We start from the raw sequence: 12315 nt of genomic DNA, 5'->3' as shown, positions 1-12315 counted from the left end.
CCTCCTAGTTTACCGCTTTAATGGGATCGTTCAACGTGTAGCCTTCGAAAGTAAAGGAAATTTCTTCCTTGACTTCTTCCCCGGCCGTCCAGTTCACAAGCTGCAGCTTGTCCAGCATCACATTGTTGATCGTAATGCGCTCAAAGCCGTATGCGTCCGGATCGTCCAGCTTGGACATCAGCGTAAACTTCTCAAAGCCGCGGCTGATCATATCGCTGGTCACTTTGAAGCCGCTGATCGTTCCGGTTCCCTTGAGCGGGCCCCGCTTGTGGCGCACCCACGGATCGCCGGCCAGGTTCAGCTCTTTTTTCTGAATTTCCACATTTGCTTCCATATGATTAAAGTTGGTTTGCCAGACCCCATTGATGAAAACTTGACCATACGTTCCTAAAATTACTCTGCTCGCATCTAAACTCATCGCTTCTGCCTCCTTAATTTACGATAAACGTTCCGAAAATTTGTTCCATGACATCGCTCAAACGCGCTTCCCACTTGACGTACACCTGGTCCGCCTCCGGCTTAAGCGTTGCGCCTTGACCGTAATAGGACGGATCGAGATATACGCTGAAATTGCCGGAATCGATTACGCCTGCCTGGGACAATGTAAGCATGTACTGCTTGCCCGCTTCAACGAGCGCAAGGCGGCCTTCCTCGGTATTGTTCACCTTGCCGATATAGTTGTCTTCCGCAGTGCGCAGCAAATCGCCGTTGATGGCGTCCATGACGCGGATCGTGCGGATTTTTTTCCAAGCCGTGCTCTGGCCTTGGCGCAGGCTGATCAGCGAGTTCATGCCGCGAAGTACCTTTACCTTCTGGCCGTCGTGGTACAGCAGGAACACCCCGCTGCGCACGGCCGTTTCCTGCTCGCTGCGCGTCCAGCGGCGATTGACGTCGCTGAACGGAGCCGCCGCATACGTCGTCGATTCGCTCAGCCGCTTGCCGGCGATCAGGCCCGCGACGTAAGCCGCGATCTGCGCCGAGCTGTAGCTCGTGCCGTCAAGCACGGCGCCTACGCCGACATTCACGATGCCTTCGTGATTGAAGGACGCGCTTCGCGCCGCCGCTTTGCTGACGGCATCGGCAGCCGTATCGTCCGCTGCGGAGCCGCCGAGCACGGAGATGATGCCTTTGCCTTCGCTGCGCAGACGGGAAGTCCAGGCTGCAACGGAAGCTTGGATGGTCGAATCCGATACGCCGTCCAGCGACAAAACGTGGAAATCTTGCGTTTCCAACACGCTCAGCGCATTCAGATAATCCGCAGCCGCAATGCCGCTCGTGCCGGAGTTCCCCCCGGTCAGCGCCGTTCCGGCAGCTGCAGCCAGCGTTCCGTTGCCCGGAGCGAGCACGGTGGCGTTGATCCAAACATTGCCGCTATTCTGATTCACGCTGTCAGCCGCAGCCTGAACGGAGTTGCCGGCAAATGTGAAAGTTTTCAGCACAGCGGTTCCTTCCAGCAGCTTCAAATCTTTTTTCGTCGAATCTACCGGATTCGTCTGCACGATCACCGTGAAGCCGTTGCCTCTCGTACCTTCGTACTTCGCTTCCAGCTTCAGCACGTCGGCCCCGGCCGAGTCCTTCAGCATCGCGGCAGCTTTGGCCGCGGACGCATCCGCAAGGCGGTAAGCCAGCACCTTTTTCGGCCCGCCGAGCAAAGAGAGCTTTAATACAGCCGCAGCCGTCGCGCCTCCGCTCAGATCCGTGCCATACGTATCATTGATTCCCTGCTCGCTGACAATTTCCACAAACTGACGAACCGGTCCCCAGTTCGCTTTCACCGGCATAGCTGCAATGCCTTGACTGCCAGGCTCGATCGCGCTTAACGCCGCAGCCTCAAAGTTCATATAAAATCCCGGCAATACGGGACGATCCGTCTGATTCCAAGTTCCACCCGCCATTTATACCTGCACCTTCCTTTGTAAAAAGTTTTGAATGAGTTCTTTCGTGCCTTCAATGGTAAAACTGCTTTCCGCGCTGCCGTGCCATGCCCCCGCCAAAACCTCCGGCGTACAGGCGAACAGCTCCAGCGAATTTGCCATCAGCTCTTCTTTGGAATACAAGCTTTCTTCCGTCTTATTGACCGTTTCTTCCACATTCATCACCTCATTGTTGGATTGTTGTTTCGACATGCATCCCGGCTATAGGCGGGGTGTTGTCCCCGGGCCGTTCAAGCGGACCCGTTAACGTGACCGTGCATATGCCGGTTGCCAGATTGGCCGGCTGGAGCTCTGCTCCGGATGGGGAAATCGTCAGCCATCTGCCGCTTTCCGGCCCGAGGCGCAGCCTGTTTTGGACGGCCATTGCATCCAGCAAAGCCTGTGCGGCTTGCTCGTACTCCTGCGTCGTGCGGGCTGAAATCCGCCCGGCATAACGCTTGCTCAGCCTGTTCGCAACCCCCGCGGACGGGGCCAGCTGCAGGCTTGTGCACTGCCAGGACACGCTCGGCCGGCTGGTGCCCGCGAAACCGCGGTACACCCGCCATCCCGTGCCCAGAACGGCCGCGCTAAAATCGGCCAGCGCCGTGATCCACGCTTCCTGCGTCGCCGTGACCTGCCGCACGATCATGACGCTTTTCATCAAGTATCTGCCGGCTCCGTCGCGATCCTGGATTACAGGCAGCGCCGTAACTTCCGCGGTGTACGTCCTGCCGTTCACTGCGATGAGACCGCCGGAGGGCTCGATCAGCTTGCTCAAAACATTCCAGATGCGCTCCTGCGCCCCGGAAGGAGTTGCGCTTCTGGCCACAAGGGCCAGCTTGCACCACACATCGGGGGCATCAAGCTTGAACTCCGCGCTGCCGCCATGGTGGGTGAGTACGATAAGCTCGCCTGGCGCCTCAGGCACCGTATCGATGACCAGATCGCTGCCGATCGTTCCTTGTCCCGCAGATTGAAGATAAAGAGCCATTTGGCCTGCAATATCCGTAATCATATTGTCGATCACCTCCTTTCGGCAGCTGTTCTGTTTGTTTTGAAATTCAAAACATTTTTTTCAAAACAAACCTTACCGCTTGGCGCACACAGGCCGGCTGCAAAACTGCTTCACTCCTTCCCAGCGCCCCCAGACGCAGCCTTTGCACAGTTCAGGTCTGCTAACCGGAGTTATTCCCTCTCTTTGCTTGTCCACTTGATCGCCTCCCTCATTTGTCTACATTACGATCATACCATGATAAAACCCAAACGGACTGCCAACAAGCGGCCAACTTACGGTCATCCCCTGGCACCGCCGCCAAAGCCGGTTAAGCCCGTCTGACTTCCAGCCGCAGCATATAAGCAAGCTTCTCGATAGCTCTCGCTTTTACGCGCCGATACGTCCGTTCACTGAGATTAACCTCGTGGCAGAGCAGAAAATCGTATTCGCATTCCCGCTGCAAATAGCGTTTGCGAATAATTTCCTGCTCCTTGCTTTCCAGGCACAGCAAGGCTTGTTCCAGCTCCTCGCTCAGCTGTCTGAGCTTTTCTTCGGTATCCGCGTTGTAAACCGCAGCCTGCTCGGTCACTTTGCCGATTTTATTCGTGCTTCCGTGGAACCTCGGTTCGTAGCCGGAGATCACTTTCGTCTCCCGCCGTACGAAGCCGATGTGCCGGTAAATTCTCGCGGTCTCCAGCACCCCCTCCACCCGTTTTCTTGTCGCATTCCGGTCTATTTCCAAATGATCCAGTAGTTGAGTTGTTTTCAAGCTCATCCCACGCTTTCCTATTTCTGTTTTGTTATCCTAAACAAATTTTACGCGATTTTGTTTATTTTTTCAACACAAATTGTTAAATTTTTCATCCACCCAAAACAACTAACCCTCCGGTCGTTATACAATCTCTTCCGATTGTCCCCACCGCATGCAGCTCCCTCCCGGCTACCGCGGCAACCAAAAGTGAAAAAAGCACTCCCAGTCACGAATTCATCGGCGGGAGAGCTTTATAATTATCAGCTGTTCAGCTGTGCTTCGATACTTCGCGAGAGCATGTCGATTTCGTCGGTAGGTTCGAACCTTGCGACAACTTGCCCTTGCTTATCAATAAGGAATTTGGTGAAATTCCATTTGATGGAGTCCCCTGGCAGCCACTCCGGATTTTTCTCGGTTATCATCATTTTTAGCAGCTTTACGTTAATATTCGTTTCATCGAATCCTTTGAATGGGGCGGTATTCTTTAAGTAGTTGAATAGAGGGTGAGCGTGCAGACCGTTGACTTCAATCTTGGATAAGATTGGGAATTTGACCCCGTAATTGATCTGGCAAAATGCTTCCGCTTCCTGATTGTTGCCAGGCTCCTGCTCGCCGAATTGATTGCATGGAAATCCTAGAAATTCCACGCCGGATGCACGGTATTGATCGTAAAGGCGCTGCAGATCGGCAAATTGAGGAGTATACGTACATTTGCTGGCCGTATTGATGATCACGACGGTTTTTCCTTCAAATTCATACAATGGAATTCGCTGGCCGTTGGACTTGCGTACTGTAAAATCATAAATAGTTGCCATGATGTCACCTCTTTTTTTGAGTTAAATATAGTATAAACGTTTTTGAAAATACTTTCGATTCACAAACCTCTTTCTATCATATATTATTATGTTAGATGAGATTTTCGAGTAAATACGACAAAAAGTTCAACAGACTTTATATCGCAGGATATTCCGAGTCCAACACATATGCATGAGGTGTAATCGTGGTTACTATTGTAAAGAGAATCGTCTTATTGCTCTTAATTGGCGTCACATTGCTATCCCCCACCACATCAGGTTCAAGCTACTTTTATCGGGATCAGGTCGCCATCCTATTATACCATCATCTTAGTCCAACAGATCAAAGCAATGTAACGATTACCCCTGCGCTGTTTCGAAGTCAATTGGAATTTCTTAAGAATAAAGGCTATAACTTTATCAGCATGGACGATTTCAAAAATTTCATGACCGGCAAGCCCGTGCCCGATAATGCGGTGCTAGTGACTTTCGACGACAGCTACAAGAGCATTTACGAATATGCGCACCCTATATTGAAGGAACTTGGCATTCCTGCGGTTAATTTCGTTATCACTCAAGATTTGACTCAGCCGTTTAGCGGCAAACTGCCCTCTCTTACTGAACAAGACGTAAAGGAAATGTCAGAAAATCAAATGGACATACAATGCCATTCCGATCGGCTCCATCGTAAAATCAATAACACCGAGCCCATGTTGACCGCAAGGATTGACGAAAACGGAAATCAAGAAACCGAAGAAGCTTACACTAGCAGAATTACCAACGATACCCAAGCATGCATCGCTAAGTTGAATCGAATTACATCGACCAACATTGATTCTTACGCTTACCCCTTTGGCAGTTATAATAAGGCTTCAATCGATCTCATTCGGAAGGCCGGAATCAAATACGCATTCACTACTGCCAGCGAAATAGCTACCAGAAACGATGATCCTCTGCAAATTCCTAGAATAAGTGCCGGCAACCCTGCGATAACGCCTTGGAACTTACACAATGCTATCCTTAAACGGTCCATCGATTTATATCAAACATTCGACTATGTCCCGCTTAGAGAGACCGTCAATCAAATCGGCGGAATCGTAATTCGGGATAATCAAGGAAACATAAATGTGTATTTTAAAGACAATCACTGGATATTCACCCCTGATCAACTAACCGTGCTAAAAAATAATCAACCATTCCTGAACTTATCCAAGCCGCTTAAGTCGCAAAATCGAAAAACCTACATTCTTTTGAATGACCTGAAAAATATTTTAGAAATGCAAATCTTTTATAGTTCAAACAAACAAAGTTTTCTGTCAAGATCTACACCCTCAATCGAACAAACAGGGGCTAGTCCCTGATCTCTCAAACCACCGCACATGCGGGTGCGCGATTAAAGAAAATAGCCCTTCATTCCAAATAAGGAAGAAGGGCTTCTCTGCTTCTAAAATCTTTTCCGAGGGTCTCCCGGATTGCACAGCTCGGTCAGTTTGCCATGAGCTTCTTTGTAAATACGCTGCAGCATTTGAACTTTGTCAAAGTCGGGGTCTCCAGGGCCGTAATGCTGCAGAAACATTTTTTGCAAAATGCCCGAATACAGCTGGATTCGCTCCTGAACGAAATTCATTTCCAATTCCAGCACTTCTTCCATGGTATGGCTTGCGATAAAATCATCCAAATGATCCGGCGCATCGGACAATCTCTCCGATTGTACCGACTCCCGCTCTTCTGTATGGGGATCGAGATTAATGCTCGTCCTGATCGAAGACATTACAATGTTCTCTTTTGCGCACAAGACGTGAAAATTTTTATTTTTCACAAGCTCTCCTACGACCAGCCGGCACATCTCCTTGTTTTGCAGCAGTATGCCTTCGAAAGGGTGAAGCGTCCAATTCCCATTATTGTAATACAGATTAAAAGTAAACCATTCCGTGCCGTAGAGCGTCCGGATATTTATCGTATTGCTATCTATTATTTCAAATGTGAAGTCCAGCATATGGCTCCCCCTTAGCAAACACATGTAAAAGCGGGGAGATTGTTCCCCCTACTTTTTCGCATTCATGATAGATTCCGCTTTTTCCGAGCTTGCAACGACAATGAGAACAACGACGATCGAACCGATAACGATACCGCTTATCACTCCAACACCCTCTATTAAAAAATCGCCTTTTTAAGAGGATATGCCGGAGCGCTTCATTCTATACGTTAAAAGGTTTGCATCAGCATCGGTTTCTCGACATGACTGGCCAAAATATTATACTTCGGCTTCAAAACGGGTATCGCTTCATCAAGCAGCAATTGCACCGCAAGGTACGGGAAGTTAATTCCGGATAAACAGGAAACGTGAAGACCGCCGGACATCCGCGGATTAATTTCCAGCAATTTCGGAACCCCATCCTTATACTTCATTTGAATGTTGTAGTTGTAAGGAATTTTGTATGCAGCGGCTACCCGGTTCGCTATGGCTAACAGCTCCTCGTTCTCCTCAAGCAGCCGAAGTCTTCCCCCTGCTTTGCGTCGCGGCACTGCTGCAACGAGCTCTCCATGCTTCGTTGCAAGGCAATCGATGCTGTACTCATAGCCATCCAGGTGCTCCATCACCATAAGCTCGTCAAATGTGCCGGCTTTGGCAAGTATGCCGCAGACCTGATCGATCGACATATACCGGTGAACCGCTCCAAAAAGATCATTCAATTCGTCCCGTTCATTGTCAATAATGCGGAACCCCATTCCGCCTTCGGCGCTGGTCGGTTTGAAACATACTCTATGCCCTTTGGCCGCCAGTTTTTCATACGCTTTTCTGAAATCTTCCGCATTGTCCACAACTTCATATTCCGGTATTTCCATAACCTGCGTCAGGGCAACCGATTCGTAGAATTTCTGCTTCACCATCATCCGCTCAAGCAATTCGGTATCCCGGCAAACCATCACCTGCGTGCCCTGCGTTTCGAAACGATCGATATTTTTCGCGATGTCCAGCATATGCAGCCTCGGAATGAACACGTCAATTTCGTGCTCTCGGCAAAATTCCAGACAAAACTCCACATACTCGTCTCCCTTGAGAGCAGGCTCGGTTTCGGCGTAATCGCAGGCCTGAAGGGACATGTGGTTGCGGTCCGGGTGCGTTCCGTAAAGGCGGAACTTGTTGCCATCCTCGTTATCGCGAATCATGGTCATATAGTGATAAGCTACGGAAAACCAGCGGTTGAACCATACACGGACTTCCTTCATCTTCAGTTGCACTCCCTTTTTATTGTTGCTGGCCCTGATGTTCCAATAGCCGCAGCGAGACGTAATCGACAATTTCATCCGAGGCGCGAATTCCCGATCTTTCCGTAAAATGGTAGTTGGCGGGGGAACCCTTTTTCAAATGCTCCCTGTACAGTTCGCCATGCTTGGGGACTACTGCGAAATCGGCTTCATTCAACATGCCCTGATCCAGCAAAGAATCCCCGGAAGCAATGACGGTGTCCGACTGCACGATCTCCCGGAGGTGAGCGACTGCGTCCTGTTTATTGACCGCGCCGGGCACCACATATATTTTTCTGCCCTGGACGGAGACGTTCCAGCCCTTGCTTTGCAGCAATTCCGAGACTTGCTGCACTTCCGGCTGCGGCATTTTCTCCCTTTGAATAACGTACGAAAAAAACAACTCGTCGCAAAAGCGTTCGCCAAGCACCCATTCAGGAGCCGCAATTTCTTGAAAAATGTGCCGGACTTCCTGCCAATTGGTGCTGGAATGAAGCATTTTCCGCTGCAGCTGCCCGTTCCATGCCTGATCCGGCTGTCCGTCCACCAGTATATTGCCGCCATTGCTTGTAATCGCATATTGGGGCTTGATGTTCAATGCAAACAAATGAATCCGCCGGTACTGCGCCATCGTTCTGGTCGTTACGGGAATGAACCGCAGCCTGGCGTCCAGAGCGCTTAGCTGCCGCTGCACGTAATCGGAGACATAAGACTGCACGCGGTCTTCAACGATTTCGGCGGGAGACATCGGATACTCCGATGAAAGCTCCAATCCGTGCGACCGTTCGGAATAGATCAAAGTCTGGTCCAAATCACTGGCAAAGATCATTCGCTCCGCTCTCCTTTAAGCGGCTTAATGATTCCGCAGCAGGAATACGTCAATCCGGGGAAAACTTCTACAGGCACGCTGCGCTCGGCAGCCAGAAGCATGATGTGCTGAAGATTGGGATTATCCAAACGATCAACCAAAATTTTCCAAGGCACTCTTCTAAGCAGCACTCTCGTCGTTTCGCCAACACCCGGCTTAACAAGATTCACATCGGCAATGCCAAAATTCCGCTGAATCGCTTCAATGTCCCGCAGCCCTTGCCACGTGGGCGCATCATCTCTATTCAGTATGTTCCGTGCATTGTCCATGGCCTGTGCGCCAATCTTATCAAAATAAGCTGCAACTGTGTCGATGAACAGTCCGGAGACGTCGTTATCCAGCCATTCCTTGTAATATTTCGCCCCATGAAAATCGGTCGGCCCGATGAGGTCTTCCTTGTGCACCGTCCGGCTCATCAGCCCGGAAACGGTTGAATTCAGACACGCGCTCGGAATTAAAAAATCTTCCCTCGTCCCATACGTATCCGAACAGTGTCCCGGGTCCGCCAAGACCGCAAGATCGTCATCGAGCTTGACGCCGTATTCGGCCTCGAACCGGCTGCAAGCCTCGATGAGCACCCGGCGAATGGCTCCTTTGCCGGTCCAGCCGTCTACAAACTGGATATGCTCGCTTTGGCGCTCCTGCAGCATGTAGATCAGTGCATTCTCATCAATTCCTTTGCCACGAATAATGGAAATGCTGTAATGCTGCAAGTTTATGCCATACTTCATAAGGACGTATCTTTTTATTAAAATGCCGATCGGTGTCCCGGCCCTGGCCAGGGAGACGAGTACGGCTTGTTTTCCTTTTTTGTGTAGGATGAGCTCAGCGACAGTGCCGGCGGCAAGCGCGACCTTTTTCGCACTCTGCTGCAGCGTCTCGTGAAATAACGCAACATACGGTTCGGACGGTTGATACTCCACAGGAAGCATTTCCGAATAATGAACCCCGGATTGAATGGCTTCCTCCCGGTCTTCCGTCCCCTTTTCCAGACTGGCATCGCTAATATCCTTCAACAAAAAAGTGACGTCATCAGGCGAATAACTGCCCATAGGCACAGGAGGATGGACCATTTTGGTCAAAAAAGGATTCGTCATAGAAAAAGCTCCTTTAAGTCGTAAGTAGGAGGCGAGAAAAAAACAAAAGTAATTTGCGGGATATCCAGTTGATCCAATGCCCTTTTTAACGGCAGCAGCTGCCCGGGCCCGGTCTCTCTTTCCAAAAAAACGAACAGATCTGTGTAAGAGTGTCCCTTCACATTGTACAAATAATTGATGATTTGCTCGTCGTCCGGGGACGGGTACGCGTATGCCGATTGTATGGCATAGCCTTGTTCGGGCGAAGGATGTATGGGGCTTCTGGTCGTCGATTGATAGTAGACCTGATCCCCCATCTCCCCCGCAATCCGCATCGGAATGAACATGAACTCGCCGGTGCCGAGGCAGAGCGTCTTGCCTCCAAGCCTCAATGCTCTCAGCCTTTCCGCCGTGCGGGCGACGGAGTCATTCAAGTCCCGGTTATGTTCCGGTTCCAGGCCGAACCGGCCCGTATGCCGCAAATAAACGGCTGCGTTCACGTCCCCCTTGCAGTCTGCAGAATAGAACGGCATGTGGGCAAAATCTTCCGCAACGTTGACAACGCCATATTGAGGCCGAACTACGGAGTCGCTCATTTGCAAAGGCTTCGCTTGCTCGATCGGCCCGCCTGTTACTTGAATCGTTCCTTTCAACAGAGATACGACCTGAATCGTAATCCCCGTCTCCTTCTCCAAGCGGGCGTACGCCTCTTCGTCTTCCGCCGTCCTCCAATCCAAAAGGGCGGCTACGATATATGTAGTGCGGGGGTATTTCCGCTGAATTTCGCGTATGATATTCAAGGAAGTTTTGCCCGTCGTGATTTCGTCGTCAATTAAAACGACCGGATCAGTCCCTTGCAAAAAATTCGCCGCCTGCGGATAACAATAATGCGAGGTCGCATGCGAATGTTCTTCCTCAAAATGAATCGCAGAATCGATCCTGCTGCCGCTAAAGAAAACCTGTTCGCGAGTCGTGTGGAAATAACCGACGCCCGCCCTGAACGCCTCATAGGCGCTGTGGCCGATGGCGGTGGCGGTTTCCGCGAACCCGATCATTTTCAGCTCCATAGGCGGCTCAAGATTTTCCCTGCCAAGCTTTTCATAAGCTTCCCTGGCTTTGGCCGGCTGCTGAAAAGCTTGCACGATATCCCGCATGAGGGACTCCTTGCGCTGTCCCCCTGCCCGCTCATAAATGAGTAGAGAGAGCGACGCTCCGCTTAACAGGGAGACATGCGGTTGAACCGGAATATGCTTGCCGAGAATTTTGCTTACGAACAGGAACGACCGCTTCTTATTGACCCTCGCAGCCATGGAAAACAGACAATCCGGAGGAATATCATAGGGATTATGGGTAACGTTCACTTGAACCTTCAAATCCCCCAATACGTCATAGGTAAGCTTGATGGGATTGTTGCAGGAGTGAGATAAAATGTTGTTTTTCATGTAGCACCCCATAAATTTTTGATCGTGCCATTATTCTTCTTGCCCATGTCAGATGGGGTTTGATTTCGTTCATCTTATTCGAATATTCGCTCTTCAGAACGCCCAGATAACCATGCGTATTGCCGATGATGCTCTCCGCGTCCAAATATTCCTCATGACTTACGGTATACAGGCACTGTACGGGCTTGATATGTGTCGGATGGATGATCGTCTTTCCGATAATGCCGTTTTCTTTATCCAATATAACCTCCCGAATGAGGCCGTCCACATATTTGGAAATGTACTGCTGCCGAAGCTTGCGCCCTTGCCTGCCAAATACTTCTTCAAAAGGAGTTTGTCTCAATTGAGGCTTGATGACCCGTTCCCGGCTCGAAAAATATTCCCATACCGGACCGGAAATGACGTAATGGCTGTCCCATCGCCCAAAAATGTTAATAATATCGGCTATGCAATCCCGAATCGTAGCGATGTCGTAAATGGTCATATCGGGACTTCTGCGCAAACCGAATAGACTGGAAAAATCCGTAGCGCCGATGCGGACATTCAGCACATACTCTTTGTTGCCGTCCAAAATAGTCTTAATCGCCAAAAGGGTATCGATGCGGGTTTCCTTATACAGAATGCCCGCGATTTCCAGGATCGGCATGCCGTACAATACGGGAACGCCGCTTCCTCTTGCCCGATTGTACCGCTGCAAAATTTCGAAAAATCTCCCGCCGTTGACCGGCGAAAATTTCGGAAAAACAAAACCAAGAATGAGTTCAATATGATGCTCAAGCCGGGCAATCATCCGTTCAAGCTGCTCTTCATCACGTACGCGTATGAAAATAAGCGGCAGTTTATCCCGGCATAGCGTTCCGATCGTAATAAAGGAAGATATCCGAAATAGCTGCTGGAGCAAAGAATCCTCCGCCTGCCGAACCTCGTGGTCACCGATCGCATCCTCAAGATCGATGACCATCGATACGAGTCCTTCATGCTTTCCAAACACAATATCATCAGCAATCGTTTGACGAGTTGCCGGCATATACAAGGCAGCGCCAACCGAATACGCAAGCAATTCTTTATCCGAACGGTTGTCGAATTGCTCCGGCGGCGAGAAGAAGAGATCTTTTTCCTCTTCCAAGCTTAAATACTGGAAATACTTCATGCCGACCCTCCTGAACTCGGGTAAAAAAATCTCCCCTTATATTGGAGAGACTATGTTTTGAGCGATGCTTTTTACAAA

General features: G+C 50.2%; 14 protein-coding genes. 1 reads left to right on the top strand and 13 read right to left on the bottom strand.

Going from position 1 to position 12315, the window contains the following annotated elements:
- Positions 1 to 4: 4 nt before the first annotated feature.
- The 7 genes from AC6RNO_RS21085 to AC6RNO_RS21055 form a co-directional block, all read right to left on the bottom strand.
- Positions 5 to 418, bottom strand: coding sequence for a phage tail tube protein (locus tag AC6RNO_RS21085; RefSeq protein ID WP_474683988.1), 414 nt, complete (start codon positions 416 to 418; stop codon positions 5 to 7).
- A 13-nt stretch (positions 419 to 431) separates the two neighbouring features.
- A complete protein-coding gene (locus tag AC6RNO_RS21080) occupies positions 432 to 1895 on the bottom strand; it encodes a phage tail sheath subtilisin-like domain-containing protein (RefSeq protein WP_497106632.1) in 1464 nt (487 codons plus the stop codon).
- Positions 1896 to 2126, bottom strand: a complete 231-nt coding sequence (locus tag AC6RNO_RS21075) for a YqzN/YkzM domain-containing protein (RefSeq protein WP_474683986.1) — start codon at positions 2124 to 2126, stop codon at positions 1896 to 1898.
- Positions 2101 to 2928: a minor capsid protein gene (locus tag AC6RNO_RS21070; protein WP_474683985.1), complete on the bottom strand. Its 828-nt coding sequence runs from the start codon at positions 2926 to 2928 to the stop codon at positions 2101 to 2103. Before AC6RNO_RS21070 ends, AC6RNO_RS21075 begins: the two co-directional genes overlap by 26 nt.
- 72 nt (positions 2929 to 3000) lie before the next feature.
- Entirely contained in the window at positions 3001 to 3123 is a 123-nt protein-coding gene (locus AC6RNO_RS21065) for a hypothetical protein (protein ID WP_497106631.1), read from the bottom strand.
- Positions 3124 to 3235: 112 nt separating this feature from the next.
- Positions 3236 to 3682 carry an ArpU family phage packaging/lysis transcriptional regulator gene (locus AC6RNO_RS21060; protein ID WP_497106630.1) on the bottom strand — a complete coding sequence of 149 codons (447 nt, stop codon included), beginning with the start codon at positions 3680 to 3682 and terminating at the stop codon, positions 3236 to 3238.
- Positions 3683 to 3918: 236 nt separating this feature from the next.
- Complete coding sequence (locus AC6RNO_RS21055) at positions 3919 to 4473, bottom strand: redoxin domain-containing protein (protein WP_497106629.1); 555 nt, start codon at positions 4471 to 4473, stop codon at positions 3919 to 3921.
- Positions 4474 to 4658: 185 nt separating this feature from the next.
- Here AC6RNO_RS21055 and AC6RNO_RS21050 point away from each other — a divergent pair, with 185 nt between their 5' ends.
- Complete coding sequence (locus tag AC6RNO_RS21050) at positions 4659 to 5813, top strand: polysaccharide deacetylase family protein (RefSeq protein WP_497106628.1); 1155 nt, start codon at positions 4659 to 4661, stop codon at positions 5811 to 5813.
- An 83-nt stretch (positions 5814 to 5896) separates the two neighbouring features.
- Here the strand turns inward: AC6RNO_RS21050 and AC6RNO_RS21045 are convergent, their stop codons facing one another.
- The 6 genes from AC6RNO_RS21045 to AC6RNO_RS21020 form a co-directional block, all read right to left on the bottom strand.
- Positions 5897 to 6448 (bottom strand): hypothetical protein, encoded by a 552-nt coding sequence (locus AC6RNO_RS21045; RefSeq protein ID WP_474683980.1) that lies wholly within the window; start codon positions 6446 to 6448, stop codon positions 5897 to 5899.
- Between the two features lie 209 nt (positions 6449 to 6657).
- Positions 6658 to 7683 carry an ATP-grasp domain-containing protein gene (locus AC6RNO_RS21040; protein ID WP_488434336.1) on the bottom strand — a complete coding sequence of 342 codons (1026 nt, stop codon included), beginning with the start codon at positions 7681 to 7683 and terminating at the stop codon, positions 6658 to 6660.
- A 19-nt stretch (positions 7684 to 7702) separates the two neighbouring features.
- Positions 7703 to 8530 (bottom strand): HAD family hydrolase, encoded by an 828-nt coding sequence (locus AC6RNO_RS21035; protein WP_497106627.1) that lies wholly within the window; start codon positions 8528 to 8530, stop codon positions 7703 to 7705.
- Positions 8527 to 9666, bottom strand: a complete 1140-nt coding sequence (locus tag AC6RNO_RS21030; protein WP_497106626.1) for a cysteine protease StiP domain-containing protein — start codon at positions 9664 to 9666, stop codon at positions 8527 to 8529. Before AC6RNO_RS21030 ends, AC6RNO_RS21035 begins: the two co-directional genes overlap by 4 nt.
- Positions 9663 to 11087, bottom strand: coding sequence for a phosphoribosyltransferase family protein (locus AC6RNO_RS21025; protein ID WP_488434333.1), 1425 nt, complete (start codon positions 11085 to 11087; stop codon positions 9663 to 9665). The genes AC6RNO_RS21030 and AC6RNO_RS21025 overlap by 4 nt, the downstream gene beginning before the upstream one ends.
- Positions 11032 to 12237, bottom strand: a complete 1206-nt coding sequence (locus AC6RNO_RS21020; RefSeq protein WP_474683975.1) for an HpcH/HpaI aldolase/citrate lyase family protein — start codon at positions 12235 to 12237, stop codon at positions 11032 to 11034. Before AC6RNO_RS21020 ends, AC6RNO_RS21025 begins: the two co-directional genes overlap by 56 nt.
- Positions 12238 to 12315 lie beyond the last annotated feature (78 nt).

It is taken from the genome of Paenibacillus sp. sgz302190, assembly GCF_059820445.1.
The sequence above is the reverse complement of the archived record's forward strand: the minus strand, read 5'-3'. Positions and strand labels throughout refer to the sequence as shown.

Coding starts and splice junctions, on each gene's coding strand:
- AC6RNO_RS21025 (WP_488434333.1), bottom strand. CDS start 11,087: ATGAAAAACAACATTTTATCTCACTCCTGCAACAATCCCATCAAGCTT.
- AC6RNO_RS21045 (WP_474683980.1), bottom strand. CDS start 6,448: ATGCTGGACTTCACATTTGAAATAATAGATAGCAATACGATAAATATC.
- AC6RNO_RS21085 (WP_474683988.1), bottom strand. CDS start 418: ATGAGTTTAGATGCGAGCAGAGTAATTTTAGGAACGTATGGTCAAGTT.
- AC6RNO_RS21075 (WP_474683986.1), bottom strand. CDS start 2,126: ATGTCGAAACAACAATCCAACAATGAGGTGATGAATGTGGAAGAAACG.
- AC6RNO_RS21080 (WP_497106632.1), bottom strand. CDS start 1,895: ATGGCGGGTGGAACTTGGAATCAGACGGATCGTCCCGTATTGCCGGGA.
- AC6RNO_RS21070 (WP_474683985.1), bottom strand. CDS start 2,928: ATGATTACGGATATTGCAGGCCAAATGGCTCTTTATCTTCAATCTGCG.
- AC6RNO_RS21055 (WP_497106629.1), bottom strand. CDS start 4,473: ATGGCAACTATTTATGATTTTACAGTACGCAAGTCCAACGGCCAGCGA.
- AC6RNO_RS21020 (WP_474683975.1), bottom strand. CDS start 12,237: ATGAAGTATTTCCAGTATTTAAGCTTGGAAGAGGAAAAAGATCTCTTC.
- AC6RNO_RS21035 (WP_497106627.1), bottom strand. CDS start 8,530: ATGATCTTTGCCAGTGATTTGGACCAGACTTTGATCTATTCCGAACGG.
- AC6RNO_RS21030 (WP_497106626.1), bottom strand. CDS start 9,666: ATGACGAATCCTTTTTTGACCAAAATGGTCCATCCTCCTGTGCCTATG.
- AC6RNO_RS21060 (WP_497106630.1), bottom strand. CDS start 3,682: ATGAGCTTGAAAACAACTCAACTACTGGATCATTTGGAAATAGACCGG.
- AC6RNO_RS21040 (WP_488434336.1), bottom strand. CDS start 7,683: ATGAAGGAAGTCCGTGTATGGTTCAACCGCTGGTTTTCCGTAGCTTAT.